This is a genomic window from Paenirhizobium cremeum (assembly GCF_047553425.1).
Classification (GTDB): domain Bacteria; phylum Pseudomonadota; class Alphaproteobacteria; order Rhizobiales; family Rhizobiaceae; genus Allorhizobium; species Allorhizobium cremeum.
On record NZ_CP180217.1, the window covers coordinates 4,081,472 to 4,102,128 of the forward strand.

A 20,657-nucleotide genomic window follows, 5' to 3' on the forward strand; every position below is an offset into this window, starting at 1 on the left:
TCCTCTGAGGTTTTGGTTGGTTGTGTTTGGCTTATCCGGTCAGTGCTGCAGACGGCCGAGCACGATGGCGTCTTCCGCCGGCCAGGAAAGCGGCACGGCATCGCCCACCTTGACGGGGCTTGCGAAGAAGTCCGCGTCGCTGACGATGGCCGTGAAGTCTTCGATCCCGGCGCCGGAGAGGGAAAGCTTCACGGACGAGCCGCGATATTCGATATTCGAGACGATCCCGGTGAAGCCGAGGCCTTCTGCAAACTCCCGGCCGATGCGCACCCGATCCGTGCGCACGGCGATGTCGGCGGGTGCGCCGGTTTCCTGCGCAGGACCCTGGGCGACAAAGCGCCCGCCGCCGATGACCTCGATCACCGGGCCATCTTCGCCAGATGCGGCAATCTTGCCCGAAATGACGTTGTGATCGCCCATGAAACGGGCAACGAAGGCCGTGGCCGGGCGCTCGAAGACCGTGCGCGGATGGGCGGCCTGTTCGATGCGGCCCTCGTTCATCACCACGATCAGGTCGGCAAGCGCCATGGCTTCCTCCTGGCTGTGAGTGACGTGGATGAAGCTGATGCCGAGTGTCGTCTGCAGCTTTTTCAGTTCCGCGCGCATGCGGATCTTGAGAAAAGGGTCGAGCGCCGAAAGCGGTTCATCGAGAAGCAGCGCCTCCGGCTTGGTAATAAGCGCGCGGGCAAGCGCCACGCGCTGCTGCTGGCCGCCTGAAAGCTGCGCCGGCCGGCGGTTGGCGTAGGGTTCGAGCTGCATCAGCTTCAGCATTTCCAGCGCCTCGCGCCGGCGGGCTTCCTTCTCCACACCTTTCATCTTCAGGCTGAAGGCGACGTTGTCGACGAGGTCGAGATGCGGGAACAGCGCATAGGACTGGAACATCATCGCCGTGCCGCGCTTTGCCGGCGGCAAGTCGGTGACATTGTTATTGCCGAGCAGGATATCGCCGCTCGAAACGCTTTCATGCCCGGCGATCATCCTAAGCGTCGACGTCTTGCCACAGCCCGAGGGACCGAGCAGGCAGCAATAGGTGCCCGCCGGTATCTTCAGGCTGATCGCATGCACTGCGGTGGTCGTTCCGTATACCTTGGAGACGGCGGCAATATCGATCTCTGCGGCTCTCGTCATGATTTACCCCTCTGCATGGGAAATCCAGATGCATGAGCCGTGCCAGTTCGCGTTTTGCCACTCCTCCGCCCTGATTCTAAGGTGTGTGGCGCAACTATGCCGGAACCTTGAGCGCATTCCGTTGCTGTATGCATAAAAAAGATGCGATTGCGTTCGATCATTAGGATATATTGTCGACAATCATTTTGCAGATCAGATGCAGCTTTCTGTTCCCATTGCATCGCATTGACGCTAAAAAGGCAGCATGCGCAAAGAAGACATGTCGCCCGCCCCGGGAACCCAGAGCCTGATCGATCCCAACCAGGAGGATCGCGCACGCGCCATCCGCGATCAGTTGCGTGACGCCATCGTCGACCGGCGTCTGGCGCCCGGCACCAAGCTTTCAGAAGCAGAAGTCGGCACGCTGTTCGATGTCAGCCGCACCGTGGTGCGTTATGCGCTGCAGATGCTGGCTTTCGAGGGGCTGGTGCGCACCGAACGCAATCGCGGCGCCTTCGTTTCCAATCCTTCCCCGGAAGAGGCCATGCAGGTCTTCGCCTCGCGCCGGCTGATCGAGCCCGGTATCGTCGCGGCCGCCGCCGAGCGGATCACCGTGGCCGATATCGCCGCCTTTCGCGAACAGTTGAAGGAAGAAGAACGCTTCCGCAGCGAGCGTGGGGCGAGCGCCCGGCGCGCCGAGATCAAGGCGTCGGGTGATTTTCACCTGATGCTGGCCAGGGTTGCCGGCAATGCCATTCTCGAAAAGTTCATGGACGAACTCGTCGCCCGCTCCTCGCTGGTAATCGCGCTTTATGGCCGCACCGGCGTTTCGAGCTGCGGCCACGACGAGCATGGCGAGATCCTCGACGCTCTGGAGAAGAAGGACGTCGCCCGCGCCACCGAATGCATGCTCCACCACATCGCCCATATCGAGGCCGACCTCGACCTCCGCGTCGGCGAGGCGCTGACGCTGAAGGACGCGCTCAATTTGTGAGCCGGAATCCGGGTCCGCTTTTAAGGTCTGAAACAAAAAAGGCCCGCTGATGTCCCGGCGGGCCATTTTTGTCTGGATCCTATGAGCCTTAAGCCCGAAGGCTGCCGCCGGTGGTCTTTTCGACGTTGCCGACAATCTTCTTCGTCAGGGCTTCGAAATCATCGTCGGTGAGCGTCTTGTCGACCGGCTGTATCAGAACCTCGATGGCGACCGACTTCCTGCCCTCGCCGACGGAGGCGCCCTCGAACACGTCGAAGACGTTGACGGCGGTAATCAGCTTGCGGTCGGCACTGCCGGCGGCCTTGATGATCGCGCCGGCCTCGATGGTCTCGTCGACCACGAAGGCGAAGTCGCGCTTGACCATCTGGAACGGCGAGAGATCGAGCGCCGGCTTGGTGCGGGTCGCCTTCTTCTTCGGTTCCGGAAGGGCATCGACGAACACCTCGAAGCCGCAAAGCGCGCCGGAGACATCGAGCGCTTCGAGCGTCTTCGGGTGGAACTCGCCGAAGTAACCGAGGATCACCTTCGGGCCGGCCTTGATCGTGCCGGAACGGCCCGGATGGTACCATGCCGGAGCGCCGACCTCGATCTGCACATTGCCCATCGGCAGGCCGCAGGCTTCCAGCACGGCGAGCGCATCGGCCTTAGCGTCATAGACGTCGACCGGCTTTCCACCGCCCTTGGCGGCGTTCGACCACATGCGGCCGGCGCCGGCAAGCGAGGCCGTACCGCGGCGGATACCGCCGGCGACGCGGCGCTGCCCTTCCGGCGTATCGTTCTCGTACGTGCCCGAAACTTCGAAGATCGCGACGTCACCGAAGCCTCGGTCGGCATTGCGCTGGGCGGCGACAAGCAGGCCGGGCAGCAGCGAAGGCCGCATGTCCGACATGTCTGCGGCGATCGGGTTGGCGAGCTTGAGCGCGGCGCTGCCGCCGCCGAAGAGCTTTGCCTGTTCCTCGGAGATGAAGGACCATGTGACGGCTTCCAGCATGCCGCGTGCGGCAAGCGTGCGCTTGGCGGTGCGGGTGCGGATCTGCAGCGTCGTCAGGATGCGGCCATTGACGGAGCCGGTCGGTGCCAGCGGCTCGGGCTTGATGTTGTCGACGCCATGCACGCGCATGACTTCTTCCACCAGATCGGCCTTGCCGTCGACATCCGGACGCCAGGACGGCACCGAAACCTTGACCTGTTCGCCTTCGCCGATCACCTCGAAGCCGAGGCCGGTGAGGATCGTGCGGGCTTCCTGGTTGGAGACGGTGAGGCCGGTGAGGCGCTTCACTTCCGAGAACGGGAAGTCGACGATCTTGCGGACATGGCCCTTGTAACCGGTGACCTTGGTGGCCGCCGCCGTGCCGCCGCACATCGAGAGCACCAGTTCGGTGGTGCGTTCGAGGCCGGGCACCATGTATTCCGGATCGACGCCGCGCTCGAAGCGGTAGCGGGCATCGGTAATGATGCCCTGCGAGCGGCCGGTCTTGGCGATGTTGATCGGGTCCCAGAGCGCCGACTCGATCAGCACGTTGACGGTGTTCTCGTCGCAGCCGGAATGTTCGCCGCCCATGATGCCGCCGATCGATTCCGGACCGTTGTCGTCGGAGATGATGACGTTCGAAGGATTGAGCTTGTAGGTGCGGGTGTCGAGAGCGAGGATTTCCTCGCCCTCCTGCGCGCGGCGCACGGTGAGCGTGCCCTTGACCTTGTCGGCGTCGAAGACGTGCATCGGACGGCCCTGGTCGAAGGTCATGTAGTTGGTGACGTCGACCAGCGCGGAGATCGGGCGCAGGCCGATGGCAAGCAGCCGCTGCTGCATCCATTTCGGGCTCGGGCCGTTCTTCACGCCGCGCACGAGGCGATAGGCAAAGCCGGGGCAGAGACGCTCGTCGTCCAGCACGATCTTCACCTCATGCGGCGTCTCGCCCTCGACCTTGAAGTCGGGCACCTTCGGCTGCTTCAGCGTGCCGAGGCCGGAAGCGGCGAGGTCGCGGGCAATACCGAAGACAGAGGTGCAGTCCGGGCGGTTCGGCGTCAGGTTGATCTCGATGACCGGATCGTCAAGGCCGGCGTAAGACGCGAACGAGGTGCCGACCGGGGCATCCTCGGGCAGGTCGATGATGCCGTCATGATTGTCGGAAATGTTGAGCTCCTTTTCGGAGCACATCATGCCATGGCTTTCGACGCCGCGGATCTTGCCGACTGAAAGCGTAACGTCGATGCCGGGAACATAGGTTCCGGGACGCGCCAAAGCACCGACGAGACCGGCGCGGGCATTCGGCGCGCCGCAGACGATCTGCACCGGCTTGCCGTCCCCGGCATCGACCGACAGAACCTTCAGCCGGTCTGCTTCCGGATGCTTCTCGGCGGAGAGAACCTTGGCGATGACGAAGGGCTTGTAGGCCGCCTTGTCATCGACATCCTCGACTTCGAGGCCGATTGCAGTCAGGCGCTCGCAGATCTCGTCGAGCGTGGCGTCGGTTTCCAGATGATCCTTGAGCCAGGAGAGTGTGAATTTCATTTTTGCACCCTTGTAAAATCGAGCGGGTTTGCCGGCAGCTCCCGAGCCACCTCGAATAGTTTTGAAAGAAGCGACGCGTATCCGCGCGCATCGTCGATAGCCCGGTGAGTGTGCGGATGATGTCCGAGCCACTCGGCAGGGAATTCAGTTGGGCCTGCCGACGGTTCCGTCTTGCCGAAGACGCCGAGCAGGTAGGTGCCGATGTCGAGCGGCGCGCGATTGAAGACGCAATGGCCCCAGATCGCGGCATCCAGCAGGAAGCGATCGGCGAATGTTTTCAGGTAGTGGTCGATCCACAAGCCGTCGAACATCACCGGTCTTGCCGCAAAGGCCCGCTGTCCGCCGAAGTTTTCGATCCAGTCGACGAAACGCTTCATGACGATTGCCGGGTCTTCCGGATCGGCCGTCGCTGCCATCCATGCCTCCGGCTGCGTCTTCCACCAGCCCATGGTCCGATCATCCGTCTGACGATCGGGACGAGGCTGGAGCACGGCTTCGAACTCGCCGCACAGCGCGCCATCGGAACGCAGGACGACGGTGGCAAAGCTCAGCATCGAATGGTGCATGGGATCCGGCCCATTCGTCTCGATGTCGGTCACGAAATAGTATGTCGGTGTCTGGCTCATCGCAGAAGACTTCCGCAGGGCTATCGGTAATTACGCGCTCAAGCCGCCGAAGAGTGTCGGCACGTCGAGCGGGCGGAAGCCGTAATGGCTCATCCAGCGCACGTCGGCGTTGAAGAAGTCTCTGAGGTCCGGCATGCCGTATTTCAGCATGGCGATGCGGTCGAGGCCCATGCCCCAGGCAAAGCCCTGATACTCGTCCGGATCGAGACCACCGGCGCGCAGCACGTTCGGATGAACCATGCCGCAGCCCAGAATTTCCATCCAGTCGGTGCCTTCGCCGAACTTGACGATCGGGCCGGAGGAGCGGTCGCACTGGATGTCGACTTCGAAGCTCGGTTCCGTGAAGGGGAAGAAGGACGGGCGGAAGCGCATCACCACCTTGTCGACCTCGAAGAAGGCCTTGCAGAATTCCTCGAGGACCCAGCGCAGGTGGCCGACATTGGCGGTCTTGTCGATGACGAGGCCCTCGACCTGATGGAACATCGGCGAATGGGTGGCGTCACTGTCCTGACGATAGGTCTTGCCGGGAATGACGATGCGGATCGGCGGCTTCTGCGCTTCCATGGTGCGCACCTGCACCGGCGAGGTATGGGTACGCAGAACCTTGCGCTCGCCGTTCTCGTCGGGCGACAGGAAGAAGGTGTCGTGCATCTCGCGGGCCGGATGACCCTCGGGGAAATTGAGCGCCGTGAAGTTGTAGTAGTCGGTCTCGATATCCGGGCCTTCGGCGATGGAGAAGCCCATGTCGGCGAAGATGGCGGTGATCTCGTCGACGATCTGGCTGATCGGATGGATGCGGCCGCGCTCAGCGGGCGAGGAGCGCACCGGCAGGCTGACATCGACGGTCTCTGCCTTCAGGCGGGCGTTGATCGCCGCGTCGCGCAGCTCGCTCTTCCGGGCGGTGATCTTCTCGGTCAGTTCGTTCTTCAGCGCGTTGATTGCGGCACCGCGCGTCTGGCGTTCTTCCGGCGTCATGCTGCCCAGCGTCTTCAGCAGTTCGGAAACCGAACCCTTCTTGCCGAGCGCGGCAACGCGCACTGCCTCGATCGCGGCCTCGTCTTCGGCTGCCGTAACATCCGAAAGAAGCGCTATTTTCAGACTGTCGAGATCGGACATCTTGTCTTTCCTGCCCTGGTTCCTCTGCCGAGCCTGACGTCCCGGCGTGACGATGATATGAAAAAACCCGCGCCAGCCCTGCCAGCGCGGGTTTCCCAATCGGATTGTGCAATGAGCTTGGGAAGCGCTGGCTTACTTGACCGCGCTTTCAAACTCGTTGGCCGTGCCGTTTTCCTTGAGGTAGGCAAGTGCCTTCTTGGAAGCTTCGACGAGGGCGCCGAAAGCTGCCGGCTCATGGATGGCCATGTCGGACAGAACCTTGCGGTCGACTTCGATGCCGGCCTTGTTGAGGCCGTCGATGAAGCGGCCATAGGTCAGGCCGAATTCGCGGACGGCAGCGTTAATACGCTGGATCCACAGGGCGCGGAAGTTGCGCTTGTTGACCTTGCGGTCGCGGTAGGCGAACTGCTTGGAACGATCGACGGCAGCCTTTGCTGCGCGGATCGTGTTCTTGCGGCGGCCGTAGAAGCCCTTGGCTGCCTTCAATACTTTCTTGTGCTTGGCGTGGGCGGTAACGCCGCGTTTTACGCGTGCCATGTCATGATCTCCTTAAACTTGGTCCAGTTGGGCGGAAGGTCTCAGAGACCGTTCGGCAGGTAGTTCTTGATAACCTTCTTGCCGTCAGCTTCGGCGAGGATCATCGTACCGCGAGCATCGCGGATGAACTTGTTGGACCGCTTGATCATGCCGTGGCGCTTGCCGGCAGCCGCAGCGACAACCTTGCCAGTGGCGGTGATCTTGAACCGCTTCTTGGCCGAGGACTTCGTCTTCATCTTGGGCATTTTGCTACTCCATTGTTTTTGTGAGAAACCAGCCGACGAAAGCCGGTTTTCAAGCATTAGAAACGGCCACGGCATGCCCTGCCGGACCGTTCGGACGCGCGCTTATAACCGCGAAGGGACAAAAGCGCAACGGGGTTCGACGGATTCTTGGGCTTTGTCTCTCCTCGTGATCCGCTACGTGCGCAGCGGAACCCTCAGTCTGACCGCCAGACCGCCGAGTCGGGAGCCTTCGAGCTCCATTGCGCCCGCATAGGCAGCAAGAATCTCCGCCGTGATCGATAGACCGAGACCGGAACCCTCGTCGTCCGCCCCGAGGTGCCGGCCCCTGGAAGGAAGTGTCGCGAGTTCGTGCGGAGCGATCCCGGGTCCGTCGTCCTCGACGGTGATGACGATTGCTCCATCCGCAACAATGGCCGCTATATGAATCCGACCGAGGGCATAGCGCGCCGCGTTGTCGAGCACATTGCCGAGCGCTTCCGCGAGATCGGCCGCATCCATGTCGGCGGTCAGCCGCTCATCGATATGGATTTCCCAATCGACATTGCGGGACTGGGTCACGGGTTTCAGCACGCTCACCAGCTTGCCGACCAAGGGAGCCAGTTCCGTCCGCGCCATCTGTTCTACGCCGAGCCTTGCCGATTGGAGCTGGCGGTCGGCGCGTTGGCGAACCAGGTCCACTTGCTGGCGCGCGAGCTTCTTCTGGGCCGGAGGCAGATGATCGGTCAGTTGCAGTAGCACGGTGAGCGGCGTTTTCAGCCCGTGGGCAAGATCGCTCGCGCGTGCCCTTGCCCTTTCCACCGCGGTTTCCCGCTCAGTCAGCAGCAGGTTCAGTTCGGACACGAGTGGCCGGAGTTCGGAGGCGCCGACATCCTCGACCGAGTTGGCCTGCCCCGAGCGGACAAGGCCGACCCGTTGCTGAAGTCGCGCAAGGGGGGAAAGCCCGACGCCAACCTGGAAAATCGCGGCAGCGACCAAAACCGCTGCCGTCAGAACGAGCATCAGCGCCATCGTGCTGTGAAACTGTGCGACGGCGTCATCGAGTTCGCTTCTATCGAACGCAGCCGAAAGCATGAAGCCGTGGGATCCGCCTTCATCGTCGAGCGCAATCTGGCGTCTGTAGACGAAAAGGCCGGCGCCATCCGGTCCTTCCGCCGCCATGAAGCCATGGTCGGCTCGTGGCAGGTCGGCGGGCAGTTCAACGTCCCAGAGCGACCGCGAACGCAGCGCGGCGCCCGTCGCGGGCGTTATCTGCCAATAACGGCCGCTTCCCGGAAGGTTGAAGCGGGGATCGGTCGGCGTTTTTTCCAGAACGGCTTTTCCGTCGCGAAGCTCGAGAGCTGCTGCAAGCTGATCGATGATCGTCGCGCATTCGACCCGATATCGCTCTGCAACGTAGTTCGAGAAGACGCGGCTGAGACCGAAGCCCACCAGCAGCAGGATGAAGACGATCGCAACCATGGCGCCGGCGGCGAGCCGGATCCGGAGGGATTGGATCATGTCTGGTTGTCCGGCAACAGGTAGCCGAAGCCGCGTCGCGTTTCGATCGCTTCCGGATCGGTCTTGCGACGGAGCCTTGTGATCATTGCCTCGACGGCGTTCTTGGCGGCATCGTCATCGCGGCCCTGGACATGGCGGGCAATTTCGATAGGGTCGAAGACGCGACCGGGGGCGCTGGCAAGAAGCTGCAACAAGCGATATTCCAGCGTTGTGAGTTCGAGCGGGCGGCCGTCATAGGTGACGCGGCGAGTTTGGTCATCGATGACAAACCGGCCGGCGGAGTTGACAGGGGAAGGCTTGCCCCGTGCGCGGCGCAGCAACGCCTTGAGACGTGCGAGCAGTTCCTCGCTGCGGAACGGCTTGGGCAGGTAGTCGTCCGCACCGGCCTCGAAGCCGTCAACCCGCTCCATCCATGAACCCCGGGCCGTCAGCACTAGGATCGGCGTGTCGAGGCCGGCTGCTCGCCAGCGCTTCAATATGGAGAGGCCATCCATGCCAGGTAGGCCGAGGTCAAGAATGATCGCCGCATAGTCGCCTGTTTCACCCTCGGCCCATACTTCCGGACCCGTAGCGAGATGGTTGACGAGATACCCCTCGGCCTCAAGTTTGGCCTTGGTGTGATCTGCTATGTCGCGATCGTCTTCGGCGAGCAGCAGTTGCATCGCGTTACCACCCGAACAGGGACAGCTTGCGGCCGGTCACCGCATTGAGGCGAAGAGTGCGCACGCTGCCGTTATTGTTCTCGACCTTGAGCGTATAGAAGGGCGATTTGCCTTCGAGCGAGAGATCGACGGAGATCACACGCCCGGCCTCCATGGCGTCCACACGGCGAAGGATCTCGCGAAGCGGCAGGATGCGCCCCTCGCGGACGGCGTCGCGCGCCTTGACGTGATCGTCCTCGCCGGCTTCGCTTTCGCCAGTGGAGCTGTCATTGCTCTCGTTGTCTTCGGATCCGGAATTGCTCCCGCCGCCGCTATCGTCACTACCATCATCACCGCCATCACCGCCATCACCGCCGCTGTCATCGCCGCCATCGTCGTCGGCTCTGGCTGGTGCGGCATGCGCAAGTGTGATGGCAAGCGGCATCGCCGCTGCGAGCAACAAGATGAAATGTCGCCTTTCCATAGCCATCATGCCTATGACGCTTTTCCTCGGACTTGGTTCATGGTTGAGAGTAGCGTTTGTTTCATTGCCGCGCCACCGGGGCGAAAGGAGCCCCGCCCGAGGCCGGGCGGGGAGAAATGGCGCGCAGTACCGGCGGCCGCGCCGCGGCCATTTCAAGCGCAATCAGTTTACAGGGACGACTGTAACTTGCGTGACCGTGCCTCTGGGAGCTTCGAACTTGACCTCGGTCATGCCGTGTTCCTGTTCGATTTCGACCCGCAGTCGACGACCGTTCTGGTCTACCGCGATCATCGTTCCGTTCGTCAGGCCACGCAGTTGGGTTTCGTTGACGACCAGACTGGTCTCGACATTGCGATCGCGGCGGTTGCTGGTCTGGTCGTCATGGATATCGCTGTCGTCCGTCTTGTCGTCATCGGAGGCGTCGTTATCGCTGTCGTCGTCGGAAGCATCATCTCTGCTATCGTCGTCACCACCGCTGTCGTCTGAACTGTCGTTTCCGCTGTCATCGCCATGGTCATCGCCTCCATGATCGTCTCCGCCATCATCGTCGGCATAGGCGACGGATATGATCGAGGAGGACAGCGGAAGGGAAATGCCCGAGACAATGGCGGGCAGCAGGGTCAGGGAGAGCAGGGCGGTGCTCGATAGGAGCAGGGGTTTGCGCAGCAGGGCGAACATCATTTTTCCTCCGATGTTGAACATGAATGATCTCGATGAACAACATCTTGCACTCGTCGTCCTGACAGGACGGCCCGTCCGCCTGTCAGCGGATTGTCAGCGCAAGTCATGAAAAAAGCCGCCCTGAGGCGGCTTTTTTCATGGGGCCTTGGAGCACACTTATTTCGGAGCGAGCACCATCATCATCTGGCGTCCCTCGAGCTTGGGCTCGGCTTCGACCTTGGCGATGGCCAGGGTATCTTCCTTGACCTGCAGGAGCAGCTTCATGCCGAGTTCCTGGTGGGCCATTTCGCGGCCGCGGAACTTCAGCGTCACCTTGACCTTGTCGCCGTCCTCGAAGAAGCGCGCCATCGCCTTCATCTTCACCTCATAGTCATGGGTGTCGATGTTGGGTCGCATCTTGATTTCCTTGACCTCAACGATTTTCTGCTTCTTGCGCGCTTCGGCCGCCTTCTTCTGGTTGGCGTATTTCAGCTTGCCGAGGTCGAGGATCTTGCAGACCGGCGGCTCGGCATTGGGCGAAATCTCGACCAGATCGAGACCGGCTTCCTCCGCCATTTTGAGCGCCTGATCCGTCGGCACGATGCCGAGATTCTGGCCTTCTTCATTGATAAGCTGAACTTTGGGAACCCTGATTTCCCGGTTGGAGCGCGGCCCATCCTTGACGGGGGCGTCGGCTTTGAAAGGTCTGCGAATGGTCGTATTCTCCTCGAAATGTTCCGGATAACCGCAACGTTCTCGCTGCGCTGGAATCTCGTGCGCAGGCAAGATGGCGATTGCGGGTTCTAAGTCAATAGCATGCCTTCCATAGAAAATCACCTGTTGTCCGTTCCTTCGCGAGTGTGTTTTACAGGCCGCAACGTCGCATGGTGCGGGCAAGAAGGAGAACGGGCATGGCCGAGGGTGAAAACGGGATCGTCGGAACGCAGTTGACTGTGGGCGGGGGTGGCGATGCGCGGCCGATCGCCATGCTGCTGCGCCGGCGCCAGGAGCACACCCCGCCGGCGATACCGGCACTCGTCTGGCTCGGCGGTTACCGTTCCGACATGACCGGCACCAAGGCCATGGAACTCGACGCGCTTGCGGCCGAAAAGGGGCTCGCTGCAATTCGTTTCGACTATTCCGGTCACGGCGCCTCCGGCGGCGAGTTCCACGAGGGCACGATTAGCCGCTGGACGGAAGAGGCGCTGGCCGTACTTGAACATGCCGCGCCGGAAACCGTTGTTCTGGTCGGCTCCTCCATGGGTGGCTGGATCGCGATCCGTGTCATCCAGGAACTGGCAAGGCTTGGCCGCGGGCCGAAGGTTGCGGGACTGGTGCTGATCGCGCCGGCGCCGGATTTCACCATCGACCTCATCGAGCCGAGCCTTTCGGAGGCGGAGCGTGTCTCGCTTTCCGAGCGCGGCTATTTCGAGGAACCCTCCGAATACAGTCCCGAGCCGAATATCTTCACCCGCGCCCTCATCGAGGACGGCCGGAAAAACCAGGTGCTGAAGGGCATCATCGAGACGGGCTGCCCGGTGCATATCCTGCAGGGCATGGCCGATCCCGACGTGCCCTACAGGCACGCGCTGAAACTCATGGAATTCCTGCCGGCTGATGACGTAGTGCTGACGCTTGTGCGCGACGGAGACCACAGGCTGTCCCGGCCGGAGGACATCGCCCGCATGAAGGCGGCAATCGCTTCGATGTTGCCGGAGTGATCGTGTCGCATTTTAACCATAGTTGACAAATCCCTAACGCGCCACGGACCGCGGTGATTGACTCGCACGCCGCTTGAACCTTAACGTTTTGTTAACGATTAAGGGGACGAGTTCATGATGAACGGTTCGAAAGCGCTTGCTGCGCTGGTGGTTTCGCTGGCGGTCATGGCGCCTGCCAGCACTGCCTTGACGGCGCCGAAGACCCAGTTGTCCATGCAGACGGGCAACATCACGTCTCAGCCGATCGGCCATTACGAGTTCTGCCGCAGCTATCCCGATGAATGCAGCGTCCGGACAAGGCCTGGTCCGGCGCCGCGGGTCACCGCCCATGGCTGGAGCATCGTGCGGGAAGTCAACGGTTCGGTGAATGCCGCGATCACGCCAATGACCGATGCCGAGATATACGGGCGCGAGGAAGTCTGGGCCTATCCGAGCGATGCCGGCGATTGCGAGGATTACGTTCTCCTGAAGCGCAAGAAGCTAATGGAAGCGGGCTTCTCTCCGTCCGACCTACTGATTACCGTCCTGCGCAAGCCCGACGGAGAAGGCCATGCGGTGCTGACGCTGCGAACCGCGGAAGGCGATTTCGTTCTCGATAACCTCACGGACGACGTCAAGCTCTGGACCAATACGCCCTACACCTACCTCAAGCGGCAGGCGAGCTTCGATTCGGGTCGCTGGGTCACCATCGAGAACGGCACCACCGACGTCATGGTCGGCGCTCTCAAGTAAGAACGAAAGCGCTACCTTCGGGCGAAGGACAGCGGGAAACCCTCGAACGGCTTGATTTCCTTCAACACGAAGGTCGTTTGCATTTCCTTGATGCGCGGCAGGCGGCGCACGACAGTCATCGCGAAATCCGCATAGGTGTCGAGGTCCGGCGAGACCACCTGCAACAGGAAGTCGGCATCGCCTGCAATGCTGTAGCAGGCGACGACCTCCTTGAGCTTCGAGACGCTGGCCGAAAATTCCTCCGCCTCCTGTTCGCTGTGGCTGTCGATCTTGACGCGAATGAAGGCGTGCACGCCGAGACCGATCTTCTTGCGGTCCAGTTCGGCGCGATACTCCCTTATGACGCCGGTTTCCTCCAGTTGTCGCACGCGCCGCCAGCATGGCGAAGTTGAAAGCCCGACCTCCTCCGATAGTGTCTGGTTGGTCATCCGTCCATCGGCCTGCAGCGCCTCCAGTATCCTGACGTCCACGGGCTCCAGTGCATTTTCAGGCATGATCCACCTCAGTAATTCAATAAATTGGTAGATTCTACCTAATCATGGATTGAGACAGTAATAAAAGATAGGAAATTTCCGGTGCGCAGCACTAGTTTTTGCTCGAAAACACAAAGCCGGAGCAGAAATGAGCGAAGACCTTCGTATCGCCATCGTCGTCAATCCCGAATTGCCCCAGGGCCTTCTCGCCAATACCGTTGGAGCGATCTCCATCGGAATTGGTGCGAAGCTGCCTGTGCTGGCCGCGCGCCGGCTTGAGGACGCCAAGGGGCGGCGGATCGACATCAGTTCCAGCCTGCCGGTGCCGGTCCTTCAGGCGGATGATGAGGCCTTGCGCAGGCTGATGCTGAAGGCGCTGGCGGGTGCCGATCCGGCGGGCGCCATTGTTCCGTTCCCGGCTTTCGCCCGTGCCCTGCACATCTATGCCGATTACGAGGCATCCTTGCCGGGTCGGGATCTTGGCGAGGAAAAGATCGACGGCCTCGGGATTGCCGGGCCGTCGAAATGGGTGAAGTCGCTGACGGGATCGTTGAAGCTGTTGCGGTGAGGGGGACGTGAGCCGGGTTGTGACCGACGGATACGCCCGGCCACTCGCTTTTGGCTCGTGGCGTTCGACGCTGAAATCGATTCGCTGGATCGATTTCAGCGGGCGCTTGCGCTCGGTCGCGTCTCACCCATTGCCGATCAGGATGCCGGCGGCGAGCACTAGCGATCCGCCGAATACGACCTGCATGACCGCACGGAAGAACGGCGTTTCCATGTACTTGTTCTGGATGAAGGCGATAGCCCAGAGTTCGAAGAACACCACCACCGCGGCGGTCAGCGTCGCCGTCCAGAAATGCGGGATGAGATAGGGCAGGGCGTGGCCGAGGCCGCCGAGAGCGGTCATGATGCCGGAAGCAAGCCCGCGCTTGATCGGCGAACCGCGGCCGGAAAGCTTTCCGTCGTCATGGGCGGCTTCGGTGAAGCCCATGGAAATGCCCGCGCCGACGGAGGCCGAGAGCCCGACGAGGAAGGTCTGCCAGGTATCGCCGGTGGCAAAGGCTGCGGCGAAGATCGGTGCCAGCGTCGAGACCGAGCCGTCCATCAGGCCGGCAAGGCCGGGCTGCACATAGGTCAGGATGAACTGCCGCCGCGCTGTCTCGTTTTCCTCCGCCGCCACCTCGCCCGGCACATGTCTCTCGCCGAGCATGGCGGCGATTTCTTCATGCCCCTGCTCGGCCAGCGCCAGATCGCCGAGCAGCTTGCGGGTCGAGGCATCGCTCGTACGCTTGGCGGCCTCCACATAGAAACGGTAGGCGCCTTCTTCCATCTTTCCGGCTTCCGCGCGGATCTGCTCCAGCGACTGGTTGGCGCGCAGCCAGTCGGGTTTGCGCTCGTAGAAACCGCCGACGTGATCGCGTCGGATCAGGGGAATGCGCTCGCCGAAACGCTGGCGATGCATGTCGATCAGCATGTTACGATGGGTCTGCTCCACCTCTGCCATGTCCTCGAACACTTTCGCCGACTGGGGATATTGCGCCCGGAGCTGGTCGGCGTAGGCGAGATAGATGCGCGCATCGTCCTCTTCGGACGAAATCGCCAGCGCCAGGATTTCCTGCTCGCTGAGGCTGTCGAAGGAGCGCTTTGCCGTTGAAAACAGGCTGCGGAACATGAATGGAAGACTCCAATTTTTAGAATTATTCTAAAATAAGTACCTGCCCTACCACTGGTCAAGAGGCTGGCGTAAGGCCAATCGACGCAGATCGATCGCATTCCGCCACGCCCGCGCATAGATGCGACGATCGGCCCCGGCCCTCCCGTTTGACGAATGCCAGCCGTAAGAGCATGAGAAGGTTACGCGGCAACTCAAAGGAGAAGGTCATGGAAAACGAACTGACCGGCAGGGCGGCCAACCGCGCCGAGATCCTGGAAAGAGCCGCCGCCGAGATGGCGGCGATGGGCGTCGACGTGGCCTTCATCGACCGTCTCGTCGAGACCTTCTACGGCCGTGTGCAGGCGCATGAGACGCTCGGCCCCGTTTTCGATGCGCGGCTTGCCGGGCGATGGCCCACCCATCTTCAGCGCATGAAGGCATTCTGGACTTCGGTGGCTTTCAAGAATGGCGCCTATGGCGGCAAGCCGGTCCAGGCCCATCAAGGGGTGAATGGTATCACCGAGGGGCTTTTTATCGAATGGCTAGCGCTTTTCCGCGCGACGCTTGCCGATCTTGAGGCGAGCGAGGCGGCGCAGGCCTGGTTCATGGCGACCGCCGAACGTATCGCCCGCAGTCTGGTCCTCTCTCTTTTCTACAATCCGGCCTTAGACGACCCCCGCCGCAAGGCATCCGCCGGATGAGTCTTCGCGCAGTTTTCTGATTTCCTGGCCTGCGATCCGCGCAATTTTGCGAAAAGCATGAGGCGTTCCGGCGCAATTCCCCGCATCGCCGGTCTTGCAACCTGGCGACGGTCGTGCTTAAGACCGCGCCGGCGGAGGAGGCCGGGAGGAAACGATGACGACAGGAAGCAACCAGGGCAGATGACCATGAACCGCCGTAATTTCTTCAAACAGGCCGGCGCCGTCGGCTTGGGTGCTGCAGCCTCCGCCGGACTTGCAGCGCCTGCCATCGCGCAGGAAAATCCCCAGATCACCTGGCGCCTGACGTCGTCCTTCCCGAAGAGCCTGGACATCATCTTCGATGCCGCAACCGATATCGCCAGAAGCGTGTCGGAAGCCTCGGGCGGCAATTTCACCATCCAGACCTTTGCTGCCGGCGAAGTGGTGCCGCCGCTGCAGGCCGCAGACGCCGTGGCCTCTGGCACGATCGAGATGGCCCATACCTGCTGCTATTATTACATCGGCAAGGACCCGGCCTTTGCGCTCGGCACGGCCATTCCCTTCGGCCTCAATGCACGCATGACCAACGCGTGGTTCACCGCCGGCGGAGGCAATGAACTGCTGAACGAGTTCCTCGCCGGCTATAACCTTTACGCGCTTCCGGCCGGCAATACCGGCGCCCAGATGGGAGGCTGGTACCGCAAGGAAATCAAGACCATCGACGACCTGAAGGGCCTGAAGATGCGCATTGCCGGCCTTGCCGGCGAGATCATGGGCAAGGTCGGCGTGACGCCGCAGCAGATCGCCGGTTCGGACGTTTATCCGGCGCTGGAAAAGGGCACGATCGATGCCACCGAGTTCGTCGGTCCCTATGACGACTACAAGCTCGGCTTCTACAAGGTCGCCAAGTATTATTACTATCCGGCCTGGTGGGAAGGCGGCCCGACCGTGCACGCGATGTTCAACCTCGACAAGTTCAACGAGCTGCCGGAAAACTACAAGCGCATGCTGACCGACGCTTGCGCGGCGGCGAACGCCCGGATGCTTGCCCGCTACGACGCCTCCAATGCCATGGCTCTGCGCCAGCTCGTGGCAGAAGGCACGCAGCTTCGCGCCTTCTCCTCGGATATCCTTGACGTCTGCCACAAGGCAGCTCTTGAGACCTATGCCGGTCTCAGCGCCAAGAATGAGAACTTCAAGAAGCTCTACGACAGCCAGCAGGCCTTCAAGAAGGACGCCTATCTCTGGGCGCAGGTCGCCGAATACGGCTTCGACACCTATATGATGCTGCAGCAGCGCGCCGGCACGCTCTGAGCCAAAACAATCCAGAAGACGAGTTCGAAAGCCCCGGATCGAAAGATCTGGGGCTTTTTGCCGTGATAGGGAAGCCTGCATCCCCGGTCGCAAAGCCGCTGCGGCGGCTTTCGCCTCAAGACGTCTGCGCCTTCAGATAGCTGCGGGGCGAACGGCCGAGCATGCGCCGGAACATGGTGGAAAAGGCCGCAATATTCTCGTAGCCGGCGTCAAGCGCGACATTGGTGATCGTCTCGCCATCCGCCAGTCTTGGCAGGGATGCGAAAAGGCATGCCTGCTGCCGCCAGGTCACGAAGCTCATTCCGGTTTCCGCACGAAACAGCCGCGTGAAGGAGCGACGGCCGATGCCCATGTCCAGCGCCCAGTCGTCGATGCTGACGCTTGCCGAGGGAACTTTCAGGAATTGCCGGCAAAGCCGTGCCAGTCTCTGGTCATTGGGAAAGGGCAGGCCGAGCGGCCGTTCCGGCAATTGGCGGAATTCGTCGAGCAGCAGGTCGGTGACCATGGCCAGACGGTTCTGCCTGACCGGTTTTTCCTCCACTTCGACCAGTTCCTCGATCAGGTTTTGCGCAAGCGGAGTGACTTCGACCACGCGCGGCCGGCTGGCGCCGTCGCTTGCGACATTCACATAGATGGAGCGCATTTCAACGGCGCTGACCATCTCGGCGGAATGTTCCATGCCGGCGGGAATGATGAGGGCATGGCCGGGCGGGATCATCCATCGCCTGTCATCCGTGCTGACGAGCACGATGCCACGCCGTGCGAACCAGAGCTGTGTGCGCCTGTGCGAATGAAGGGCAACTTTGAAACCGGCGGGATAAACGCGGCCAAGCGCCAGAACCGGCTCGTTTGCCTGCTCGATCCAGATGAGGCTCTGATTGTGGTAGTCCCGGTCGACGCTCTGAGCAGCCCCGGTAAGATCAATAACGCGCATTTGGCCCACTCTCGAAAGAATTCGACCACAACACAAAAGCGGGCCAGCGACAAGCCGGATATGACGAGTGTCAATCCGCGCAGGGGTATATGCGGATCAGGTTTATCATCACGGACGAGGGACAAAAAGGGATGGCCAGCATAGCAGCCAGCGAAGGCCGGGTCGAAAGGACTGCCTTCTCCATCATTTTCGCCGCAAGCTTCTGCCACATGCTCAATGACATCATGCAGTCGCTTCTGACGTCACTCTACCCGCTTCTGAAGGATAACTACGCACTCGATTTCGTGCAGATCGGTCTTCTGACATTTGCCTTTCAGGTCACGGCATCGCTGCTTCAGCCGGCCGTCGGCATCGTCACCGATCGCTGGCCCATGCCGTTTTCCCTGCCGGCGGCGATGCTGTCCACCTGCGCCGGCCTGATTACCCTTGCCTATGCCGGGCATTTCTCGGTGCTGGTGGTCGGGGCCTGCCTGATCGGCATCGGTTCTGCGATCTTCCATCCCGAAGCATCGCGCGTGGCCCGGCTCGCCTCCGGCGGACGTCACGGTCTGGCGCAGTCCTTCTTCCAGGTCGGCGGCAATACCGGCACGGCCATCGGTCCGCTGCTTGCGGCCTTCATCGTCATTCCGCGCGGACAGGGCGTCCTGAGCTGGTTCTCGCTGATCGCGCTTCTCGGTTTCGGCGTACTCTCGGGCGTCAGCGTCTGGTACATGCGTCACCGCCGCAGCAATGCCGGGCGACCCTTGCCCAACAGGACGCTGCCGCTGCCGCGCTCCCAGGTGGCCTGGACGCTCGCCATCCTGATCGTGCTGACGGCGACCAAGAATGCCTATCTGGCCAGCCTTTCCAGCTACTTCACCTTCTTCGCCATCCATAAGTTCGGGGTCGGCGTGCAGGACGCCCAGATCATGCTGTTCCTCTTCCTCGGCGCATCGGCGGCCGGAGTCTTCTTCGGCGGGCCGATCGGCGACCGTTTCGGTTCGCGGGCGGTAATCTGGTTCTCGATCCTCGGTGTCATCCCCTTCGCGCTGCTGCTTCCCTATGCCGATCTGTTCTGGACCTCGGTGCTGGTGGTGGTGATCGGCTTCATCTTTTCCTCCGCCTTCTCGGCCATCGTCGTTTTCGCGCAGGAACTTGTGCCCGGTCGCGTCGGGCTGATCGCCGGCCTGTTCTTCGGTTTTGCCTTCGGTTTCGGCGGCATCGGCGCAGCCGTCCTCGGCGTCTTCGCCGACAGGCAGGGCATCGAGTTCGTCTACAATGTCTGCTCCTACATGCCGCTTCTCGGTCTGCTAACCGTTCTCCTTCCACGCCTGCCGAGTGAGCGGCGCGCGTAAACGTCGGGAGGTCGGCTATCCGACGGGCGCCCGTTTCCGTTTGTGGGGCACCATCGCTGTGAAGACCCGGTATCGCCGGCGGATGACTCATGCTAGGAGCGGCGCTTCTTTTGATCGAACCACCGGCGGGGCTCCATGACCATCGCACTTTATTCTGACTACGTCGCGGATCTGAGGAGCCTGTTCGCCGAGCTTGACCGTTCGTCGGAGCAGTTCCAGACATTCGACGTACGAGTGGAACTGGCAGTCGCAGGCGGGCTCATCGTTTATGAAACAAAGCGCCGGAAGGGTCTGACAGACAGCCTTTTTTACGGCCGCTCCGCCAGCACCGGCGCCAACCAGCAGCTCTCGCAGGCCACGGCCTTCGCCGCGATCGATCGTTTCCTGGCTCTCGGCCAGTTCATAGCTCTTGCGGTGGATGCTTCACAGGACCACGCAATGGATGCCGGATACCCGCATTGCGCCGTCAACTTCTCCTATCGGAAGAAGGGGCACCCCAAGGCGCTTTCCATGCTCATGGTCTTCATCGGTTTCAACGACGATGCCGATGCGCTCGCCTATGCCGAAAAAGCCGAGGACATCTCTGCTTTCGTGAGCGCGCGGCCCTGCAAGGGAGATCGCGCCCACGAGTGGAAGTGAGACCTTGGCGCCTTATTGGTTGCCGGCCTCTTCATAAAGTCGCTGGGCCTCGGTCAGTGCGTCGTCCAGCCTTGTTCCGGCCCCATAGAGCGAGAGCGTTTCCGGCTTCGATACGCCAGCCGGAAGATGCGGCGAGACTTCCGTCTCTCCGAGTACCGTGCGGACCGGAATGACACCGGCCCATATCGGCAGGCCGTAATCCTCCTCGTCATCGCCGACGCCCTTGGCGCGAACCTTGGCCGAAGCATCCTCGATCCGCATGCCGATGACGGCCGTCGCCTTGATCTCCTGCCCGGTGGTTGGTCGAAGCAGTGTGCTGCGGTCCGGATAGAAGCGGTCGATGACGGCGCGCAGCGCCTTTTCCTTCTCCGTGGGATCCTCGACCAGCCGGGCAGTGCCGAAGCACATGGCTGAGCGGTAATTGGCCGAATGATTGAAGCCGGAGCGGGCGAGCACCAGCCCGTCCAGATGCGAGACCGTCAGGCAGGCCGGCGTTCCGGTCTTGAGATGGCGCAGCATGCGGCTCGCGGACGAACCGTGCCAGTAGAGCATGTCGCCTTCGCGCCAGTGGATCGTCGGCGTGCAGAAGGGCTGGCCGTCGATGACATAGGCGACATGACAGAGCATGCCGGCATCGAGGATCGCATGCACGGCGGTGCGGTCATAGCTGCCGCGCTCGTGCAGGCGCTTGACCCGGTTGCGGTCGGTAACGGGATAGGAGCCGGTTTCGGCTTCGATGGTGCTGGTGGACATG

General features: G+C 61.8%; 23 protein-coding genes. 8 read left to right on the forward strand and 15 right to left on the reverse strand.

Annotated features, from left to right (window positions below; translation table 11 throughout):
* Nucleotides 1–39 precede the first annotated feature (39 nt).
* On the reverse strand, nt 40–1,128 hold the full coding sequence (locus ACLBKR_RS19690; protein ID WP_113338479.1) for an ABC transporter ATP-binding protein: 1,089 nt from the start codon (nt 1,126–1,128) through the stop codon (nt 40–42).
* A 244-nt stretch (nt 1,129–1,372) separates the two neighbouring features.
* Here ACLBKR_RS19690 and ACLBKR_RS19695 point away from each other — a divergent pair, with 244 nt between their 5' ends.
* A complete protein-coding gene (locus ACLBKR_RS19695) occupies nt 1,373–2,101 on the forward strand; it encodes a GntR family transcriptional regulator (RefSeq protein ID WP_414900089.1) in 729 nt (242 codons plus the stop codon).
* An 88-nt stretch (nt 2,102–2,189) separates the two neighbouring features.
* On the opposite strand, the gene pheT is transcribed toward ACLBKR_RS19695, so the two are convergent.
* The 10 genes from pheT to infC form a co-directional block, all read right to left on the reverse strand.
* Complete coding sequence (gene pheT, locus ACLBKR_RS19700; RefSeq protein ID WP_113447032.1) at nt 2,190–4,613, reverse strand: phenylalanine--tRNA ligase subunit beta; 2,424 nt, start codon at nt 4,611–4,613, stop codon at nt 2,190–2,192.
* Nucleotides 4,610–5,239: a 3'-5' exoribonuclease domain-containing protein gene (locus tag ACLBKR_RS19705; protein ID WP_113447031.1), complete on the reverse strand. Its 630-nt coding sequence runs from the start codon at nt 5,237–5,239 to the stop codon at nt 4,610–4,612. Before ACLBKR_RS19705 ends, pheT begins: the two co-directional genes overlap by 4 nt.
* A 30-nt stretch (nt 5,240–5,269) precedes the next feature.
* Nucleotides 5,270–6,355 (reverse strand): phenylalanine--tRNA ligase subunit alpha, encoded by a 1,086-nt coding sequence (gene pheS, locus ACLBKR_RS19710; RefSeq protein ID WP_112827575.1) that lies wholly within the window; start codon nt 6,353–6,355, stop codon nt 5,270–5,272.
* A gap of 132 nt (nt 6,356–6,487) precedes the next feature.
* The gene (gene rplT / locus ACLBKR_RS19715) at nt 6,488–6,892 is read right to left on the reverse strand and encodes a 50S ribosomal protein L20 (RefSeq protein ID WP_112827576.1); all 405 of its coding nucleotides are present in this window, start codon (nt 6,890–6,892) and stop codon (nt 6,488–6,490) included.
* Between the two features lie 41 nt (nt 6,893–6,933).
* Entirely contained in the window at nt 6,934–7,137 is a 204-nt protein-coding gene (gene rpmI, locus ACLBKR_RS19720) for a 50S ribosomal protein L35 (protein ID WP_099056273.1), read from the reverse strand.
* A 174-nt stretch (nt 7,138–7,311) separates the two neighbouring features.
* Nucleotides 7,312–8,634 carry a sensor histidine kinase gene (locus ACLBKR_RS19725; RefSeq protein WP_113447030.1) on the reverse strand — a complete coding sequence of 441 codons (1,323 nt, stop codon included), beginning with the start codon at nt 8,632–8,634 and terminating at the stop codon, nt 7,312–7,314.
* Nucleotides 8,631–9,296, reverse strand: coding sequence for a response regulator transcription factor (locus tag ACLBKR_RS19730; RefSeq protein WP_113447029.1), 666 nt, complete (start codon nt 9,294–9,296; stop codon nt 8,631–8,633). Before ACLBKR_RS19730 ends, ACLBKR_RS19725 begins: the two co-directional genes overlap by 4 nt.
* A gap of 4 nt (nt 9,297–9,300) precedes the next feature.
* Nucleotides 9,301–9,768, reverse strand: coding sequence for a hypothetical protein (locus tag ACLBKR_RS19735; protein WP_162757792.1), 468 nt, complete (start codon nt 9,766–9,768; stop codon nt 9,301–9,303).
* Nucleotides 9,769–9,921: 153 nt separating this feature from the next.
* The gene (locus tag ACLBKR_RS19740; protein WP_414900095.1) at nt 9,922–10,440 is read right to left on the reverse strand and encodes a hypothetical protein; all 519 of its coding nucleotides are present in this window, start codon (nt 10,438–10,440) and stop codon (nt 9,922–9,924) included.
* Nucleotides 10,441–10,596: 156 nt separating this feature from the next.
* A complete protein-coding gene (gene infC / locus ACLBKR_RS19745; protein ID WP_112827826.1) occupies nt 10,597–11,133 on the reverse strand; it encodes a translation initiation factor IF-3 in 537 nt (178 codons plus the stop codon).
* Between the two features lie 197 nt (nt 11,134–11,330).
* Between infC and ACLBKR_RS19750 the strand changes: the two genes are divergently transcribed.
* Nucleotides 11,331–12,140: an alpha/beta fold hydrolase gene (locus ACLBKR_RS19750; protein WP_113447027.1), complete on the forward strand. Its 810-nt coding sequence runs from the start codon at nt 11,331–11,333 to the stop codon at nt 12,138–12,140.
* Nucleotides 12,141–12,254: 114 nt separating this feature from the next.
* Complete coding sequence (locus tag ACLBKR_RS19755) at nt 12,255–12,872, forward strand: transglutaminase-like cysteine peptidase (RefSeq protein WP_112827581.1); 618 nt, start codon at nt 12,255–12,257, stop codon at nt 12,870–12,872.
* 11 nt (nt 12,873–12,883) lie between these two features.
* Here the strand turns inward: ACLBKR_RS19755 and ACLBKR_RS19760 are convergent, their stop codons facing one another.
* The gene (locus ACLBKR_RS19760) at nt 12,884–13,366 is read right to left on the reverse strand and encodes an Lrp/AsnC family transcriptional regulator (RefSeq protein ID WP_113447026.1); all 483 of its coding nucleotides are present in this window, start codon (nt 13,364–13,366) and stop codon (nt 12,884–12,886) included.
* Nucleotides 13,367–13,493: 127 nt separating this feature from the next.
* Here ACLBKR_RS19760 and ACLBKR_RS19765 point away from each other — a divergent pair, with 127 nt between their 5' ends.
* Nucleotides 13,494–13,913 (forward strand): DUF2000 domain-containing protein, encoded by a 420-nt coding sequence (locus ACLBKR_RS19765; RefSeq protein ID WP_113338473.1) that lies wholly within the window; start codon nt 13,494–13,496, stop codon nt 13,911–13,913.
* Between the two features lie 123 nt (nt 13,914–14,036).
* Here ACLBKR_RS19765 and mbfA read toward each other — a convergent pair whose 3' ends face one another.
* Nucleotides 14,037–15,020, reverse strand: coding sequence for an iron exporter MbfA (gene mbfA, locus ACLBKR_RS19770; protein ID WP_112827584.1), 984 nt, complete (start codon nt 15,018–15,020; stop codon nt 14,037–14,039).
* Between the two features lie 209 nt (nt 15,021–15,229).
* Here mbfA and ACLBKR_RS19775 point away from each other — a divergent pair, with 209 nt between their 5' ends.
* Together ACLBKR_RS19775 and ACLBKR_RS19780 are read left to right on the forward strand one after the other, a co-directional pair.
* Complete coding sequence (locus ACLBKR_RS19775) at nt 15,230–15,703, forward strand: truncated hemoglobin (RefSeq protein WP_113447025.1); 474 nt, start codon at nt 15,230–15,232, stop codon at nt 15,701–15,703.
* 186 nt (nt 15,704–15,889) lie between these two features.
* Nucleotides 15,890–16,996, forward strand: coding sequence for a TRAP transporter substrate-binding protein (locus ACLBKR_RS19780; protein ID WP_113447126.1), 1,107 nt, complete (start codon nt 15,890–15,892; stop codon nt 16,994–16,996).
* Nucleotides 16,997–17,111: 115 nt separating this feature from the next.
* Here ACLBKR_RS19780 and ACLBKR_RS19785 read toward each other — a convergent pair whose 3' ends face one another.
* Entirely contained in the window at nt 17,112–17,930 is an 819-nt protein-coding gene (locus ACLBKR_RS19785) for an AraC family transcriptional regulator (RefSeq protein WP_113447024.1), read from the reverse strand.
* Nucleotides 17,931–18,061: 131 nt separating this feature from the next.
* On the opposite strand from ACLBKR_RS19785, the gene ACLBKR_RS19790 reads away from it, so the two are divergent.
* Nucleotides 18,062–19,264 (forward strand): MFS transporter, encoded by a 1,203-nt coding sequence (locus ACLBKR_RS19790; protein WP_113443985.1) that lies wholly within the window; start codon nt 18,062–18,064, stop codon nt 19,262–19,264.
* A 135-nt stretch (nt 19,265–19,399) separates the two neighbouring features.
* Nucleotides 19,400–19,903, forward strand: coding sequence for a hypothetical protein (locus tag ACLBKR_RS19795; protein WP_113447023.1), 504 nt, complete (start codon nt 19,400–19,402; stop codon nt 19,901–19,903).
* 12 nt (nt 19,904–19,915) lie between these two features.
* On the opposite strand, the gene ACLBKR_RS19800 is transcribed toward ACLBKR_RS19795, so the two are convergent.
* Nucleotides 19,916–20,656, reverse strand: a complete 741-nt coding sequence (locus ACLBKR_RS19800; RefSeq protein WP_113447022.1) for a pyridoxamine 5'-phosphate oxidase family protein — start codon at nt 20,654–20,656, stop codon at nt 19,916–19,918.
* Nucleotide 20,657: the final 1 nt, after the last annotated feature.